Annotated in this window: 17 protein-coding genes and 1 other RNA gene; 16 read left to right on the forward strand and 2 right to left on the reverse strand. The window is 33.6% G+C overall.

The annotated features are described in order from the left end of the window. Nucleotides 1-56 precede the first annotated feature (56 nt). Nucleotides 57-453: a transfer-messenger RNA gene (ssrA, locus tag AC061E_RS09565) on the forward strand. Between the two features lie 278 nt (nucleotides 454-731). Here the strand turns inward: ssrA and AC061E_RS09570 are convergent. Further along, nucleotides 732-1,976, reverse strand: a complete 1,245-nt coding sequence (locus AC061E_RS09570) for an acyloxyacyl hydrolase (RefSeq protein ID WP_478286039.1) — start codon at nucleotides 1,974-1,976, stop codon at nucleotides 732-734. Between the two features lie 415 nt (nucleotides 1,977-2,391). On the opposite strand from AC061E_RS09570, the gene AC061E_RS09575 reads away from it, so the two are divergent. From AC061E_RS09575 to AC061E_RS09640, 14 genes are all read left to right on the forward strand, one after another. Continuing rightward, nucleotides 2,392-3,189 (forward strand): sulfite exporter TauE/SafE family protein, encoded by a 798-nt coding sequence (locus tag AC061E_RS09575; protein ID WP_478286040.1) that lies wholly within the window; start codon nucleotides 2,392-2,394, stop codon nucleotides 3,187-3,189. Nucleotides 3,190-3,292: 103 nt separating this feature from the next. Further along, a complete protein-coding gene (locus tag AC061E_RS09580) occupies nucleotides 3,293-3,961 on the forward strand; it encodes a carbonic anhydrase (RefSeq protein ID WP_478286041.1) in 669 nt (222 codons plus the stop codon). A gap of 84 nt (nucleotides 3,962-4,045) precedes the next feature. Continuing rightward, nucleotides 4,046-5,446, forward strand: coding sequence for an MBL fold metallo-hydrolase (locus tag AC061E_RS09585; RefSeq protein ID WP_478286042.1), 1,401 nt, complete (start codon nucleotides 4,046-4,048; stop codon nucleotides 5,444-5,446). An 11-nt stretch (nucleotides 5,447-5,457) separates the two neighbouring features. Further along, entirely contained in the window at nucleotides 5,458-5,775 is a 318-nt protein-coding gene (locus tag AC061E_RS09590; RefSeq protein ID WP_478286043.1) for a rhodanese-like domain-containing protein, read from the forward strand. Between the two features lie 82 nt (nucleotides 5,776-5,857). Beyond that, nucleotides 5,858-6,073, forward strand: a complete 216-nt coding sequence (locus AC061E_RS09595) for a hypothetical protein (RefSeq protein WP_478286044.1) — start codon at nucleotides 5,858-5,860, stop codon at nucleotides 6,071-6,073. Nucleotides 6,074-6,395: 322 nt separating this feature from the next. Further along, nucleotides 6,396-6,704 (forward strand): DUF202 domain-containing protein, encoded by a 309-nt coding sequence (locus tag AC061E_RS09600; RefSeq protein ID WP_478286045.1) that lies wholly within the window; start codon nucleotides 6,396-6,398, stop codon nucleotides 6,702-6,704. Nucleotides 6,705-6,753: 49 nt separating this feature from the next. After that, nucleotides 6,754-7,968, forward strand: a complete 1,215-nt coding sequence (locus tag AC061E_RS09605) for an MFS transporter (protein WP_478286046.1) — start codon at nucleotides 6,754-6,756, stop codon at nucleotides 7,966-7,968. A gap of 60 nt (nucleotides 7,969-8,028) precedes the next feature. Beyond that, complete coding sequence (locus AC061E_RS09610) at nucleotides 8,029-8,598, forward strand: TlpA family protein disulfide reductase (RefSeq protein WP_478286047.1); 570 nt, start codon at nucleotides 8,029-8,031, stop codon at nucleotides 8,596-8,598. A gap of 101 nt (nucleotides 8,599-8,699) precedes the next feature. Next, the gene (locus AC061E_RS09615; RefSeq protein ID WP_478286103.1) at nucleotides 8,700-9,263 is read left to right on the forward strand and encodes a YeeE/YedE family protein; all 564 of its coding nucleotides are present in this window, start codon (nucleotides 8,700-8,702) and stop codon (nucleotides 9,261-9,263) included. A gap of 10 nt (nucleotides 9,264-9,273) precedes the next feature. Continuing rightward, a complete protein-coding gene (locus AC061E_RS09620; RefSeq protein ID WP_144893674.1) occupies nucleotides 9,274-9,771 on the forward strand; it encodes a DUF6691 family protein in 498 nt (165 codons plus the stop codon). Nucleotides 9,772-9,779: 8 nt separating this feature from the next. Continuing rightward, nucleotides 9,780-10,871, forward strand: a complete 1,092-nt coding sequence (locus AC061E_RS09625) for a c-type cytochrome (protein WP_478286048.1) — start codon at nucleotides 9,780-9,782, stop codon at nucleotides 10,869-10,871. A gap of 12 nt (nucleotides 10,872-10,883) precedes the next feature. Next, the gene (locus tag AC061E_RS09630) at nucleotides 10,884-11,309 is read left to right on the forward strand and encodes a DsrE family protein (protein ID WP_478286049.1); all 426 of its coding nucleotides are present in this window, start codon (nucleotides 10,884-10,886) and stop codon (nucleotides 11,307-11,309) included. 88 nt (nucleotides 11,310-11,397) lie between these two features. Next, nucleotides 11,398-13,092, forward strand: a complete 1,695-nt coding sequence (locus AC061E_RS09635; RefSeq protein ID WP_478286050.1) for a bifunctional metallophosphatase/5'-nucleotidase — start codon at nucleotides 11,398-11,400, stop codon at nucleotides 13,090-13,092. 140 nt (nucleotides 13,093-13,232) lie between these two features. Continuing rightward, nucleotides 13,233-14,663, forward strand: coding sequence for an OprD family outer membrane porin (locus AC061E_RS09640; protein WP_478286051.1), 1,431 nt, complete (start codon nucleotides 13,233-13,235; stop codon nucleotides 14,661-14,663). A gap of 71 nt (nucleotides 14,664-14,734) precedes the next feature. Here the strand turns inward: AC061E_RS09640 and AC061E_RS09645 are convergent, their stop codons facing one another. Then, a complete protein-coding gene (locus tag AC061E_RS09645; protein ID WP_478286052.1) occupies nucleotides 14,735-15,172 on the reverse strand; it encodes a TerB family tellurite resistance protein in 438 nt (145 codons plus the stop codon). Nucleotides 15,173-15,430: 258 nt separating this feature from the next. On the opposite strand from AC061E_RS09645, the gene katG reads away from it, so the two are divergent. Continuing rightward, nucleotides 15,431-17,683: a catalase/peroxidase HPI gene (katG, locus tag AC061E_RS09650; RefSeq protein ID WP_478286053.1), complete on the forward strand. Its 2,253-nt coding sequence runs from the start codon at nucleotides 15,431-15,433 to the stop codon at nucleotides 17,681-17,683. Nucleotides 17,684-17,686: the final 3 nt, after the last annotated feature.

Here is a 17,686-nt window from a genome sequence, read left to right on the forward strand (position 1 = left end):
ATGATTTTTGCTTTAAAGGCTGAAATTAGTTGTACATTTGCAACCTGATTAAAAAAGGGGTCGACTGGTTTTGACAGCAAGTCGAATTGATACATAAGCACGTCGAGAACTGGGACAATTCTCGTTAATAAAAGGTTTCAAAACATTTACACGGCGAAGGAAACTACGCTCTTGCTGCATAATCCGAATTATAGTAAGATTAGCCTCGTCCTACCAGGTAGGAAAGCAGGATTCTCCTCGAAAGCTCTGGTTTTTAGCGTTCGAAACAGGGGAATCGTAAATTAAAACCTAGAATTTTGTAAGCTACGTGCAATTTTCGAAACTAAAGTAGCTAAGCAAAGTGTGGCTGTTTCTGGCCTAGCACTGCGTCTAAAATTCAATCAGGAAATAAGCGCGTAGAAAGTGTATGAATTGCTTGTTTGGACCCGGGTTCGATTCCCGGCGACTCCACTTTAAAAAACCGTAAATACTTTATTTAAAGTTTTTACGGTTTTTTTTATTGTCTTTTATTTTAACATTTTCCTATTACTAATTTTAATAAAAAAATATTAATAAAAGTCATAATAATTAAGCAATTGAATATTTATTCAACACAAGCTTTTAGAAGTAAAATCAGTAACTAGGAAGCATTTTCAAAGTTGATTTATGCTACCTAAAAGTAACTAAAATAATTTCTAGAATATTGCTAAAAATTCTATTAGAATGCTTTTCAATACTTTTCTTGGTAAGTATTACCTTTTAATCCTAGGAGAGTAAACATATCCCAAACTTAGTTCAGAAAAATCAGCTTGACCCAAATTTGCATTTATATTGGCTGCAAGAAATACATTGTATTGTGGAAATTTTTGAGTAGAAAAGGCGTAATATCTAAAACCCAAACGAGAGGAAATTACTTGTTTTATGTTGGCTTTAGCACCAAAATCTTGGGCAACATATTGCCCTGAACTTGAGCTTCCGTTGTTTAAATACCAATCTAATTTATAGGAGGTTTTGTAAAAATTGACTCCCAATTCCGTTTCGACACTAAAATGATTCATTAAAATTTCAAAATTAGCATACACTCCTAAAGTGGTTGCGTTATGAAATGGATTTTCCTTTAAGTATGCAAATTGATTCTTTGACAACTCATCATTACTTTTTATAAAATCATAATAATCATCATAAAAACGGTAGTACATACCTAAACCATATTTGTAGGTCTTATTTTTTATTTTTCCAATAGCAAATGAGGCTGTGTACACGCTTTTAACCGAGTTATAGCCTCTTGCCAATACTTTTTGTCCTAGACCAAAACGTGTTGAAATATAATTTTGTGTCATTGACTGGCTAGTATCTATAATTTTGTTCGAGTCAATATACTCCTTTTTAGGATACTTAAATTCAGTTTTAAGCGTGGCCAAAACCGAATTCAAACCATGATTAGGCAATCTAGTATGTCCATTAGAAAAATGCGTTGCCCCCACTCCAAGTTTTACAGCTACTTGGTTTGTTTGTGCTACATCATAATACACAAAAGACCTAAATGCCCAAGTTATAGGTGTTGAAACCCCATAATTACCTGGATTTGTAACCTTATCATAAATCACACTGTGATAGGAAGCACCAAGTCCTACTTGAAAACGAACTCTATTTGTAAAGCTTTGGAATACTCCAAAATCTAAAAAAGGCAAAACGGCAACACTGTATCCTACTTGCTTAAGATTACCAAAATCGGCGTACGTGACTGCAATTCCAGTTTTGGGATAATTCAGGAATTTAGCCCATGTTTTATTTTGATAGGTGGTTTTTCCAAAAGTTAAATCAATACCTTTTTGATTTTCAGTCTCGGGAAAAATACTTATTGATGGCAATGTTTTACCCATAGAAAAACCAAGTCCTATAAAACGATGATCCTTTTTACCATTTGAATCAATATCTTGTGCGTAACCTACCCGAGATGAAAAAATTAGAAATAAAAATACTATCCTTAAAACCATATTCTACTACAATTAATTATTAGGTGCATACTCATAATGCTATCCTTAAAAAAGCGGTAAAAATAATAAAAAGAATGACCTTACAATAAAATCTTATTTTAGTTTCAAAGTCTTTTTATATGATCACATGAAATTAAATTCAACTTTCGCAGATTTTAATTTAAAAATGTATTCCTAATTAAAGTTACACGTCCCTTTTTTATCAGTAAAAAAAGAAAAAAGTAAAATATGAAAAAGTAAAATTTAAAATAGTAATCGCTAAATCTAATTTATTAAACAATTGATTATCAGAACTAAAATGTTCTTTTAAAGGCTTTAACATCTTTGCTTTGATTTAAAAAAATTTCGCTGTGTGATAAATGTTACTGTAACAGCAATTTAAACGGATAATATTTGCATCATAAAATTTATAGTTATGGAATATTTCGGATATTTTGCATCAATACTAATAGGTGTTGCATTAGGACTCATTGGCGGCGGCGGTAGTATTCTTACTGTTCCCGTTTTAGTATATTTATTTGCTGTTGAGCCCGTAATTGCAACAGCTTATTCTCTATTCATCGTGGGTTTAACAAGTGCCGTGGGTAGTGTTGGGTATTTCAAAAAAGGTTTGGTAAACATAAAAACAGCAGTGGTTTTTGGAATCCCATCTATTATTGCAGTTTTTACTACACGAGCTTTGATAGTTCCTAAAATTCCTAAAGAAATTTTTTCGATAGGCGATTTTATCCTCACAAAGGATCTTTTTTTAATGTTGCTTTTTGCTGTAATCATGATTATTGCGTCATATAGCATGATAAAAAAAGAGAAAAAAATATCTTGTGACGAAGCTGAGGAACAAAAATTCAATTATCCAATTATTCTTATTGAAGGAGCATTAGTAGGCGTTATCACTGGGCTTGTAGGAGCTGGAGGTGGATTCCTGATTATTCCAGCTTTAGTTATTTTAAGTAAACTTCCTATGAAAGAAGCCGTTGGAACTTCATTAGTAATAATTGCGGCCAAATCATTGATTGGTTTCTTTGGAGAAGGTGGAGAAAACAGTATCGATTGGCAATTTCTAGTTACCATTTCTGGATTTGCAATTTTTGGAATTTTCATTGGTACAGCATTATCTAAAAAAACAGATGGCAATAAACTGAAACCTGCCTTTGGTTGGTTTGTTTTAGTCATGGGAATTTATATCATTACAAAGGAGCTTTTTATGAAGTAACAAAGTTAGCGTTTGTAATTCTCTTACTAACAATCAAGAAGTTTTAAGTCTTAATAAAACTATTGAAATTAGTGCAAATCATGCAAAGAAAAAATACAGTGTGATGAAAAAAATAATTTTAGTTGCCTTCTTAATACTTTTCAATGTGAGTGGATGTGATAAAACTGAAACAAGAAATTTGGATGAAAATAAAAACCAGAGTCCATTGGAAAAATTAGTTTCGGGGAATAAGCGCTTTTTAGAAGAAAAAACAATTCATCCGCATCAAAATAAAAAATCAATTTTAGACAATCAAAACGCACAACATCCTTTTGCTGTTGTGGTCACTTGCTCAGACAGCAGAGTTTCACCTGAAATTCTGTTCGATCAGGGAATTGGCGATTTATTTGTAATTAGGAATGCGGGAAATTTGATTTCTGATATTGATATGGGTAGTATTGAATATGCAGTTGCGCATCTGGATGTAAAATTAATCGTCATTTTAGGACACACAGAATGCGGAGCTATTAAAGCTTATATCAATGATGAAAATAAAAGTTACAAAAAACATCTAACTCATATTGATGACATAATTGAAACTATTGCAGAGGAAAAAGAAGAATTAGAAGCTGAAAAACAAACTCCAAAACAAGACAATATATTGGGTTGCATCAATGCAAATATTGAACATTCAAATAGTCTGATTCAAGAAAATTCAATTATAAAAGAGCACAACACTAAAATTATTTCTATGCGTTATGACGTACATACAGGCCAAATAATTAGGTTATAAAGGCTATGTAACATAAGTCACTAAATTTCAATAATCCATACATTAATTTTGTCCTATAAATTAGAAACTTAAAAAAATAAAAATATGTATTTTCAACACATTTACGACAAGAGTCTTGCTCAAGCAAGTTATTTTATTGGCTGTCAAAAAGCAGGAGTAGCAGCAGTTATCGATCCTAAAAGGGATGTTGACACCTATCTTGAAATTGCCAAACAAAACAATATGAAAATTACTCATATTTTAGAAACACACATTCATGCTGATTTCCTTGCAGGTTCTAGAGAATTAGCTGCTTTAACAGGAGCAGAAATGTACCTTTCAGCAGAAGGTGGTCCTGACTGGAAATATGAATTCCCGCATGTTGACATAAAAGATGGCGATGTTCTAAAAGTAGGAAACTTAAAGATAGAAGTAGTTCACACACCTGGACATACTCCAGAAAGCATCAGTTTTTTGTTGACAGATGTACCTGCTAGCGAAGAGCCAGTTATGTTGTTCACCGGTGATTTTGTGTTTGTGGGAGATGTAGGAAGACCTGATTTACTTGAAAAAGCAGCAGGAATAAAAGGAACTCAAGATGCAGGCGCAAAGCAAATGTATCAGTCAATTAATAAATTTGACGCATTACCTGAATACATTCAAGTTTGGCCAGGCCACGGAGCGGGTTCTGCATGCGGAAAAGCATTAGGAGCTGTACCAAGTACAACGGTAGGTTATGAAAAAGTAAGAAACTGGGCTTTTCAGCATAAAAATGATGAAGCTGGATTTGTAAAATATTTATTGGAAGACCAACCAGAACCACCTAAGTATTTTGCAATGATGAAAAAACTTAATAAAGTGGATCGTCCGTTGCTTACAACTGTTCCAAAATTAAAACAACTGGATTACAACGAATTAACGGCGGCTTTAGCCAATGGAACTAAATTAATTGATGCCAGAGATAAATTGGAATTTTCTAAAGGATTTATTCCAGGAAGCATCAACATTCAGAGGAACAATTCCTTTGCTACTTGGGCAGGATGGTTCCTTACGTATGAAGAACCTTTTATCTTGCTTGCCGATGAGTCACAATTGGATGATTTGACCAGAAAACTAATGAGAATAGGACTAGACAATATTCAAGGTTATGTTCCTTCTACAAAAATATGGGAAGAAAACGGCGGTTCTTTGGAGAATGTGAATCAGATTACTATCGAAGAATTTAAAGCCTTACAACAAGAAAAAGACGTTCAGGTGGTTGATCTTCGAGGTGTTGCAGAATATAATGCAGGTCATATAAAAGGAGCTGATAATGTATTTGTAGGTACTTTAGTAAATAATCTAGACAAAATAAGTAAAGATAAAAAAGTATTAATTCATTGTCAAGGAGGAGATAGAGCGGCAATTGCCTATTCTTTATTGGCAAAAAATGGTTATAAAAATGTATTTAATTATAGTCCTGGAATGAATGAATGGGTGAACCAAAACAACGATGTTGAATACTAAAAACCACAATTATGTTCGGAATTTTTAAAAACATGTTTTCAAAAAAAGACACCACACAAATGGAAAAAATAATAAAAGAAGGTGCGTTTCTTGTAGATGTTCGCACAGCAGCAGAATTTGCTGAAGGTAACGTAAAAGGCTCTGCCAATATTCCTTTGGATAAAGTGGCAAGCCAACTAGAAAAATTCAAAGGAAAAGAACATATAATTGTTTTCTGCCGAAGTGGGAATCGCAGTGGTCAAGCCAAAATGATTTTGGAACAAAATGGTTTCAAAAACGTTACCAATGGCGGAACTTGGCAGGATGTAAACGAAATGATTCAGAAATAGACTTCAGGAAATTTACATCTGTGTAGTTTAAAACAAAACCGTTTTTTTGTTTTAAACTGCACAATTGTTTAAATATCAAGATATGATTAAAAATATGTACACCAATTGGAATTACATCAGAGTTATCCGTATGATTTTAGGGCTTATTGTGATGATTCAAGCTGTTTATACTAAAAATTATTTGTTCCTGCTTCCCGGAATTTTATTTACCGGAATGGCACTATTAAATACTAGTTTTTGCGGTTCAAATGGTTGCGCTGTTCCGAAATCAGAAAATAAAATCAGCAAGAAAAATTAATAGTATTGAAAAAAGCAATCATCAAAACAGTTGTTAGTGTGATTCTCTGAGCAATTGTCAGCTATTTGTAATATCTGAGCATCGGTTGTGATTCCGTACTTGTGCCATAACATCCAAACCTCTAAATGGCACTTTATATGGTGGTTAACGTGAAGTTTAATTTTTAATATGTTTGCAAAATCACCTAGAAAAAATTAAAAATTTAAATTGATTTAAAATAGGTAAATTTGAAAGTCATTGGAAAAAATGGTATTAAATTTTTCTTTTTATATCCATCAAAGACAGTTGTAATTAACTTTAAAATCAATAAGAAAAAAATAATATGGAAGACTTAAAACCAGCAAACAAAGACTTAATTTTAAGAGAAAAATTAGCATTACAACGAACTACTTTGGCTAATCAATCTACTTTTCTTTCCTTTTTGAGAACGTCAATGTATTTTTTGATCGCAGGTTTGAGTTTGAGAAATCTCTTGATGATTGAAAATAGTTTACTAATTGAGATAGCACTTTTTATTACTTCCTTTATCATTTTTGTTTTTGGAACAGTGAACTATTTTAAGCACAAAAAATCTATTGCAGAAAATAAAAAACACATTGGTGACTATCAATTAGAATATTACAAATTATAATCGTGACTCTTAAAGCACCAAATTTCTTTTCTAAAAAAATCCACCTCAATTGAAAACAAACAAAACCAAACTTGGACTGAAAGAAAATTGGAAACAGTTTACCATTTTGGTTATTGTCAATGCGTTTGTTGGTGGAATGATAGGAATGGAACGAACTATTATTCCAAAATTTGCTGAGATTGAATTTGGTATTGCTTCAAAAACGGCTATTCTATCTTTTATCATTGCATTTGGAATCACAAAAGCCATTACCAATTATTTTACAGGCAAACTGGCGAATCGCTTTGGCAGAAAAAATTTGCTTTTATTTGGTTGGCTTTTGGCCATACCTATTCCCTTTATTTTAATTTATGCAGAAACTTGGAATTGGGTAATTTTTGCCAACATTCTTTTGGGCATCAGTCAAGGACTTACTTGGAGCAGCACGGTAGTCATGAAAATTGATTTGGTAGGAGAAAAAGATCGAGGACTTGCGATGGGACTCAACGAATTTGCAGGTTATTTTGCTGTTGGATTAATTGCTTTTCTGTCAGGCTATATTGCACAAGAATACGGCATTACGCCCTACCCTTTTTACTTAGGTATCGGGATTTCAATAATTGGTTTTCTATTGACCTTGTTTTTTGTGAATGACACCCGAGCATTTGTACATCAAGAAAATGCGACCAATTCAACTGAAAAATTAGAAAATATTTTCCTTGAAACCACTTTCAAAAATAAAGCATTAAGCGCCATAACGCAAGCAGGATTAGTCAATAACCTAAATGATGGAATGATTTGGGGGCTTTTACCAATTGTATTGCTTTCATTGAATTACGACTCTCATAACATTGGAATTATAACCGCTATTTACCCTGCCGTTTGGGGTTTTGGACAATTAATAACCGGAAAAATGTCTGATGTTTATTCGAAAAAAAAGATGCTGTTTTGGGGAATGTTACTGCAGGGAATTGCGATACTTTTTATTCCATTTACTGCAGAATTCTATCAATTGGCTGCTATTTCAGCGTTTTTAGGTTTGGGAACAGCCTTAGTTTATCCTACTTTTTTATCAGCCATTGCTCAAGCGACAAATCCCCATCAAAGAGCTGAAAGTATTGGTACATTCCGGCTTTGGAGGGATTTAGGATATGCAATTGGCGCTATTATTTCAGGAATAACAGCTGATTTATTTGGTGTAAATTATGCTATTATTCTGATTGGTGTCATCACCATTGTATCATCGGTGATTATTGAAATCCGAATGCCGAAAGACTCTTTTTAAAAAGTAAGCCGCAAATTTTAATCTAAAGTCATCTCTTTTTAGAGGATAACAATTAAAAAAATGGAATCAAAAAATTCAAAAAAGTCCACTATTCAAAATATTGTTTTTATCGTATTGATAGCACTGCTTTTATTTAGTCCGCTGGGAACTTTTGTAAAAGTGCATTTAAACCGTTTAATTTCTTTTCCACCTAAAACTATCGCAGTTAAAGACCAAAAAATGCTTTCCAGTTTTCAATGGCAATTAAAAGACGTAGACGGAAAAACTGTGTCATTATCAACATACAAAGGAAAAATAATATTCATTAATTTCTGGGCAACATGGTGTCCGCCTTGTATTGCCGAAATGCCAAGTATTCAAAAATTATATGTTGATTATCAAGATAAAATGGTCTTTTTATTTGTGACAACAGATTCTTTTGACAAAGCAAATGCTTTTATGGTCAAAGAAAATTTGACACTTCCTGTTTATCAATCGGTTACAAATCCTCCTATAGAAATGGAATCTTCAACAATTCCAGTAACTTATCTTATTGATCAACAAGGAAATATAATTGTAGCCAAAATTGGAACAGCAAATTGGAACAGTGATTCTTTTCGAGTAAAGCTAGAGGAGTTACTAAAAAAATAAAATCGATTTCATTTTTACTTTTTTTTCCTTGTGTGACAAAAGTAACATAACTACTCATTTGTAATTACAACCTTTGTTACCATAAAAATATAATTATGGAAATTTTAGAATTGATCAAAGAACCTTGGCCGTGGTATATTGCAGGCCCATTAGTTGGACTTACAGTTCCAGCTTTGTTAATCATTGGCAACAAATCATTTGGTATCAGCGCCTCATTACGTCATACTTGTGCCATTTGTTTACCAGCAAATATCAAATTTTTCAAATACGATTGGAAAAAAGAAATCTGGAATATGTTTTTTGTTTTCGGTATTTTATTGGGTGGTATACTTGCTTACAGCTTTTTGTCAAATCCTAATCCGATTGTCATTGATGGAAATCTAAAAACCGAATTGGCAGGTTACGGCATTACTGAAATTTACGGAATGTTGCCAGAACAATTATTCTCTTGGGAAAGTTTGTTTACACTTAAAGGATTTTTCATGATGGTCGTTGGTGGTTTTTTCATTGGTTTTGGTTCTCGTTATGCGGGAGGTTGCACTAGTGGTCACGCTATTTCTGGTTTGTCTAATTTACAAATACCATCATTAATTGCGACATGTTGTTTCTTCATTGGCGGATTGATTATGGCAAACCTTATTTTACCATTTATTCTTTCACTTTAAATTACGAATTATGAATATTAAAGATCAAAATACAGATTTCGAAACGCGTTCCTTGGACACGGTTTGTATTAACGAAAGTCAATTACAACACAAATGGTACCATAATTTAAAATATCTTGTTATTGGTATATTGTTTGGAATTGTTTTCATCAAAGCAGAAATTATCAGTTGGTATCGCATTCAGGAAATGTTTCGTTTCCAATCTTTTCACATGTACGGCGTAATTGGAAGTGCAGTTGTTGTGGGAATAATATCCGTTTTCCTGATAAAAAAATTCAATATCAAAACCATTTATGGAGAAAAAATTGAGTTCCACGACAAAACCTTCAATAAAGGGCAAATTTATGGTGGACTTATCTTTGGATTGGGTTGGGCAGTAACCGGAGCTTGTCCAGGACCGTTGTTTGCACAAATTGGAACGGGAGCCACCGTGATGATTGTAACCCTATTCTTTGCAATCGTTGGAACATGGGTTTATGGTTATTTTAGAGATAAACTGCCTCATTAATATATTTTATGATTCCAGAAAAACAAAATATCGTCCAATTTAAGTTGGTTGTAAAAAGACTGATTTATCTCTTCATGACTATTATTTTCTTAGTCATGGGGTTGTTATTACTTGTGTTTTTTCATTCATCCATCACCGCTTGGTTTCAAAATAGTGATTCAAACCTCGATTCTCTTTATATTGATGCAAAGAAAAAAGTGATTTTACAAAATGAGACGGCAAAATTCTGGAAGCCAGCTGATATTAATTTGATTACAGATACCAATTTAAAACAAGAAGTCGAATATGGCAAAGATCTAATTGCACATACGGCTAAATACTTGGGCCCAAATGGAAGTGTGAAACAAATTACCAATGGGATGAATTGCAACAACTGCCACCTGGATGCGGGTACAAAACCTTGGGGAAACAATTATGGTTCCGTATATTCAATGTATCCAAAAATGAGAGCCAGAAGTGGACAAGTAGAAAATCTATATAAAAGAGTAAATGATTGTATGGAAAGAAGCTTAAATGGCCAGCCACTCAAAGAAGATGATAAAGAAATGAAAGCCATGATTGCCTACATTGAATACATTGGCAGTAATGTTCCAAAGGGTAAAGAAGCAAACGCATCTGGAATTATTGATTTAGAATATTTAGATCGTGCTGCTGATCCTGCCAAAGGAAAAGCATTATATGATGCCAAATGTGCAAGTTGTCATCAATTGAATGGTGAGGGAATTTTGGCAGCGGACAAAAAAGAATATACGTATCCGCCACTTTGGGGCAAAAATTCATATAATAACGGTGCAGGACTTTTTAGAATTAGTCGTTTTGCTGGTTACATTAAATACAATATGCCCTTGGGTGCAATGTATGAAAATCCCCAATTAACTGATGAAGAGTCCTGGGATATTGCAGCTTATGTGGAAAGTCTTGACAGACCTAAAAAAGATTTAAGTCAAGACTGGCCCGATATTTCTAAAAAAACAATCGATCATCCTTTTGGTCCTTTTTCAGATTCGTTTACGGAAACTCAACATAAATTTGGTCCTTTCAAACCTATTAAAGAAGTCAAAAAGAAAATGAAAGAAGTTAAGGGAAAATTAAAAAACTAAAACATAAAACAAATGAAAAATTTGAAACTAACCACTCTCATTCTTATTGGATTATTTACAGTATTTGCCTATGCCCAAAAAAGACCTAACAATCATAAAATAGTTTTTCAGTTTACAAATGCTATCGATACGCTACAACAAAAAGCATTTGCTAACCAACTAAATAATTTAACGAACCATTGGCCTAAAGCAAAATACGAGGTTGTGGTTTACAATATGGGATTAGAGTTTTTAATGCCCTCAAAATCAAAACATATTACAACAATTAAAGCGCTTCATGCTAAAGGAGTTCGTTTTATAGTTTGCGAAAATACAATGACAACTCGAAAAATAAGCAAAGAGCAGTTCATTCCAGAAGTGGAGTATGTAACGGCCGGAATCGCTGAAATTGTTGAAAAACAAGAACAAGGCTGGAGTTATATAAAAGGTGGGTTTTAAATTAAAATGTAGATTATGGTTTTACTACTACATTGGCAATAGTTGTTTCATTACAACTGCAGAAAACAAAACTAAACAACTAAAAAAGATGAGTAACAACCGAAGGAATTTTCTAAAATCAGTAGGGACATTAGGTATAGGAGCAACAATAATTTCGCCAATTTCTAGTATTGCAAATACAAACAAAATAGAGGTAGCAAAAATAGATACTAATGTTGACCCAAATAAACCCCAAACTATTTCTATTCTTCAAACCACCGATGTGCATTGTCAGATTCATCCGCACGACGAATTATTTTGGGAAAATGGAAAAGCTGTTTTTAGAAAAACAGGAGGTTACTCTTATATGGCAACGTTGCTAAATCAATTAAAAAAGAAAAACCCAAACACTTTTACTATTGATACTGGAGATATGTTTCAAGGCAGCGAATTAAGCGTAGAAACCACTGGCGAAGCTTTTGTTCCCATTTTAAATGCATTGAATTACGATTTGTATCTTCCGGGAAATTGGGAAGTAATTTATGGAAAAAGAAAAATGCAAACCTTATTGGGTTCTTTGGATGCTCCAAAAATTTGCACCAATATGTACCATGATTTAGGTGAAGGAAAAAGAGGTGAACTTATTTTTCAACCCTACACAATTTGGCATATTGCGGGAGCAAAAATTGGTTTTCTTGGGTACACTGATCCACTAGTACCTTTGAGACAAAGTCCTAATTACAGTAAGGGAATTTTATACACCAATCCCGAAGAAAATCTGGCTCATTATGTAGATGTACTTAGAAATCAAGAACAATGCAGTTATGTCATTATGATTGCACATTTGGGTTTATCGCAGCAAATAGCGTTGGCAAACCGACCAGAATGTGAAGGTGTCAATTATATTTTAGGAGGCGACACGCACGAGAGAGTCCGAAAACCTATTGTTTGTAAATATTCAAAAGTGGTGGAACCGGGAGCCTTCGGTTCATTTATTGGTAAATTAGATTTGACCATTATTAACGGAAAAGTGATTGAAGACAGTTATGAATTAATAGAAGTTGATTCTCCAAAAATAAAACCGGATGCAAAAATTGAAAAATTATTGAAAGAGAAAGAAGCCGTTTACCAAGAAAAAATAAATCAGGTTATTGGTTACAGCACGATTCCTTTGTACCGTTATTTTGTGGTGGAAAATCCTATTGACACGATGATTCTGAATGCACTAAACTGGAAATTTCCAGAAATTGACATTAATCTTTCTAATGGATTTCGTTTTTGTCCGCCAAAAACGACTCCTGATCAAACCGGAAATATCCCTATCACAAACGGATTTATTTTTGATATGCTTCCCGTAGACAGCACCGTAAGAACCGCAAAAGTGACTGGAAAGCAATTGAAAAACTGGCTCGAAAAAGAATTAAATAATGTCTTTGCACAAGATGCTTCAAAACGTTTTGGTGGATGGGTCGTGAAATTCAAAGGAATGGAAGTACAATTTAACGCTTTTGCAGAAATAGACAAAAGAGTGCAAAGCATTACCGTTAAAAATATACCATTAGATCCTGAAAAAATATATACTATAATGGCTTGTGAACGGGACGGAGATCCTGTAGACATGTTATGCAGAATGAAAGGCGTTATGGATGCCAAAAATACAACTTCAACATTGCATACGGTAATGAGAGAATATTTAAAACAAAACTCTCCCGTAACGCCTACACCTCAAAAAAATGCAATCATTCTTGATGCTCCAGAAACACTACTAACTCAGGTTTCTGGTGTTGATTATACTTTCAGATAAAATTTAAGTATTTAATTATAAAGTCATTAAGCCGAATGTATAAAAAACATTCGGCTTTGTTTTTATGGGTCAATGTGATAAAAGTTACTTCCCATTTATATTGATGGAGTTATTTTTGTACCAAATCTAAACGTTCAAAAATGAAAAAGTTTTTCGTATTAATTTATATACTTACCACTCTCTTTTTTTCTATAAATACAATAGCGCAACATCAGGAAATTTCAGAAAAGCCAACGGTTTGGAAAGAAAAAAATAACGAAAAAGTTGATTCTACCTCAATTCTAAATACTTTCAAAAACGGGAATTTCAATGGTCACTTCCGCTATTTTTTTATGAGTACTAATAATGAAAGTGGCTTATCTGATTATTATGCCAATGCACTTGGTGGAGGCGTGAAATTTGAAACGGCCAAATTTCATAATTTTCAATTTGGTGTCAGCGGTTATTACATATTCAATATTGGTTCTTCTAATTTTTCTAAAAAAGATCCTGTGACCAATTTATCAAACAGATACGAGGTAGCGCTTTTTGACATTCAAAATCCATCAAACAAAGACAATTTAAGCCGACTAGAAGAATTGTACTTGAAATACAATTTCAAAAATTCGAATATAACTCTTGGAAAACAATTACTCAATACGTCCTTTATAAATCTGCAAGACGGCAGAATGCGCCCAACCGTAGTGGATGGAATTTGGATTGATTTTAATGAACTCAAGAAAACTAAAATAAATCTGGGCTACCTATATGGAATTTCACCACGAAGCACCATGAAATATTTTGACGTGGGAGAATCTATAGGCATTTATCCCTCCGGCATCAATCCCGATGGAACAAAATCTAATTATGCTGGAAATTTAAACAATAGCGGAATTTATATTGTTGGTTTACAAAATGAATCTATAAAAAATTTAAAGATACTTTTATGGAACCAATATGCTGAGGATATATTCAATTCTGCATTGTTCCAAATGGATTATAAATACGATTTGAATCCCAATTCTAAACTGCTTTTTGGCTTTCAATCAATTTATCAAAATGCATTGAATTTTGGCGGAAATGAGGATCAAAGCAAAACTTATTTCGAAAAAAATGGTACTTCTCAAACCTTTGGAGGAAGATTAGGTTGGCAAAATAAAAAAATAGAATTTACTTTAAACTACAACCGAATAACGGCTAAAGGTCGGTATCTCATGCCCAGAGAATGGGGTCGAGACCCGTTTTACACCTTTATGGCCAGAGAACGAAATGAAGGTTTTGGGGATGTGCACGCTTTAATGACCAAAATACAATATTCAAATCCTAAAAAGAGATTCAAATCGCAACTAGCTATAGGATATTTTGATTTACCAGATGTAAAAAACGTTACCCTAAATAAATACGGATTACCTTCTTATGTTCAAACAAATGTAGATTTTCGCTATCAATTTCAAGGAATGTTAAAAGGTTTTGACGCTCAATTATTGTTTGTACACAAATTTAATGAAGTTGAAACTTACGGCAATAAAAATTTTATTTTCAATAAGACCAACATGAGTAACATCAATTTAATAGTCAACTTCAATTTTTAAAACCTTGTTTTATAGTAAAGACTGTAGTCTCAATTACTAAAAAAAAACATTTATTTAGCGCTAAACCACAACTACACTTTAATATTCCCTCTGTTTTTTAAAAACATAACTTCTATAATTTTACTAGACATAGAGCTACTCACACCTAAATGATTGGATAAAATTTCAATAAGACTTTTTTCTTCTTTTTCTAATGTTCCGTCAGCCAATAAGACGTCTAAGGCAAGAGCAAACAAGGTTTCTTTATCTTCGGTTTCTATCCAAGAGCAACAAGCCTTTATATATTTAAGCTGTCCCAACTCTTGATATAATACGACGGCAGTTTCATAATAAGGTCCGAAATCTACATGCTTAAATTTTTCTTTAGAATACAGAATTCTTGATAGTGATTTTCTTTCGGCTTCATATATATAATGATCAGCTTTTATACAAGTATATAAAATTCCTAACCAGGCCTCAGCTTCAGATTGAATTGGGTTTTCTTCCATAGTAATAATGTCTTTTTCCAAAATATTTTTTTTCTAAATTTACAATTAACCATTTATAAAAACAATCTAGAGTGTGCATATTTTAATGTCACAAAGAAATTCAAAATAATAAGAGACTAACACGAACTTAACACCTTAAAATTGAGGTTAAAAGAGTAACATTTTATATATTAGCATATAAATAACAATTCAAACTATAATTTTTATCTATTGATTTTTTAATTTACTACGAGTTTTTTAAATAACTTTGTATCCAGAAAAATAAAAAACAAACATACTATGGAACATAATGCAAAACCAACCTCTTACAATGTAAACGGAGAGAGTAAATGTCCTTTCTCGGGAGCTTCAACATCTGCTCCAAAACAAAGTGTTACTCACGGTAAAACAAATCGTGATTGGTGGCCTAACCAACTCCGTTTGAATATCCTTCGTCAGAATTCATTAGAGAACAATCCCATGGGAGCCAACTTTAATTATGCCGAAGAATTCAAAAAAGTAGATTTAGAGACTTTAAAAAATGATATCAAAGAAGTCATTACAACTTCTCAAGACTGGTGGCCGGCTGATTATGGTAGCTACGGTCCCTTTTTTATACGTTTAGCTTGGCACAGTGCAGGAACATACCGTATTGCTGATGGTCGTGGTGGAGCAGGTTTTGGAACACAAAGATTTGCACCATTAAACAGCTGGCCAGACAACGCCAACTTAGATAAAGCTCGTTTGTTATTGTGGCCAATAAAGCAAAAATATGGTAACAAAGTTTCATGGGCAGATTTAATGGTATTAGTAGGAAACTGTGCCTTAGAATCAGCAGGATTTAAAACGTTTGGTTTTGCTGGAGGTCGTGTAGACGTTTGGGAACCACAAGAAGATATTTACTGGGGACCAGAAAAAGAATGGTTGTCATTGAGTACTGAACCGAACAGCCGTTACTCAGGAGATCGTGAGCTTGAAAATCCGCTTGCAGCAGTACAAATGGGACTTATTTATGTAAACCCAGAAGGACCAGATGGAAACCCTGATCCGTTATTAGCAGCACGTGACATTAGAGAGACATTTGCACGTATGGCCATGAATGACGAAGAAACAGTTGCCTTGATTGCTGGAGGACACACACTAGGAAAAACTCATGGTGCTGCTGATCCAAATGTTTATGTAGGAGCTGAACCAGCAGGTGCATCTATTGAAGAGCAAAGTTTAGGCTGGAGAAATACGTTTGGTACAGGAAATGGAGCAGATACGATTACAAGTGGTCTTGAAGGAGCTTGGACTACTACACCAGTAAATTGGAGTAATAATTATTTTGAAAACTTATTTGGTTTTGAATGGGAATTAACAAAAAGCCCTGCAGGAGCTCACCAATGGAAACCAGTAAATAATGGCGGTTCAGGAACAGTTCCAGATGCTCATGATGCATCAAAAACGCACCAACCAATGATGCTTACAACTGATTTATCTTTGCGTGTTGATCCTGCTTATGAGAAAATCTCTCGTCACTTTTTAGAAAATCCTAATACATTTAATGACGCTTTTGCAAGAGCATGGTTTAAATTGACCCACAGAGATATGGGGCCAAAAGTACGTTATTTAGGAAATGAAGTGCCAGCTGAAGAGTTAATTTGGCAAGATCCAGTTCCTGAGGTTACATTTGAATTAATTAACGAGCAAGACGTTGAAGCACTTAAGGCTTCTGTTTTATCATCTGGATTAAGTATCTCAGAGTTAGTAAGTACCGCTTGGGCATCGGCATCTACTTTTAGAGGATCTGATAAGCGTGGTGGAGCAAACGGTGCTCGTATTCGATTAGAACCACAAAAAAGTTGGAAAGTAAACAATCCTTCACAATTAGATCGTGTTTTAACTACGCTAGAGAATATCAAAAATGAATTCAATTCTCATAATACTGATAAAAAAGTATCAATTGCCGATTTAATTGTACTAGCTGGAAATGCAGCAGTTGAAAAAGCTGCAGCAAATGCAGGAATTCAAGTTCAAGTTCCTTTTGCCGCTGGACGAACGGATGCTTCACAAGAGCAAACAGATGTTGATTCGTTTGCAGTTTTAGAGCCACAAGCTGATGGATTTAGAAATTATGTAAAAACTAAATATACCGTTTCTGCCGAGGAAATGTTAATTGACAAAGCACAGTTATTGACATTAACAGCTCCAGAAATGACAGTTTTGGTAGGTGGTATGCGCGTATTGAACACTAATTTTGATAAATCTCAAAATGGAGTTTTTACAAGCAGAACAGAAACACTTACTAATGATTTCTTTGTAAACTTATTAGATTTAAGAACAACTTGGAAAGCCGTTTCAGAATCTGATGATGCTTTTGTAGGTAGTGATAGAATGGCTGGTGGTTTAAAATGGATTGGAACAAGAGTTGATTTAATCTTTGGTTCTAACTCTGAATTAAGAGCACTTGCAGAAGTTTACGGATACCACGATGCACATGAAAAATTTGTAACTGACTTCGTAGCTGCATGGACTAAGGTGATGAACCTTGATCGTTTTGACTTGGTTTAAAAC

Source organism: Flavobacterium sp. GNP011, assembly GCF_056428925.1.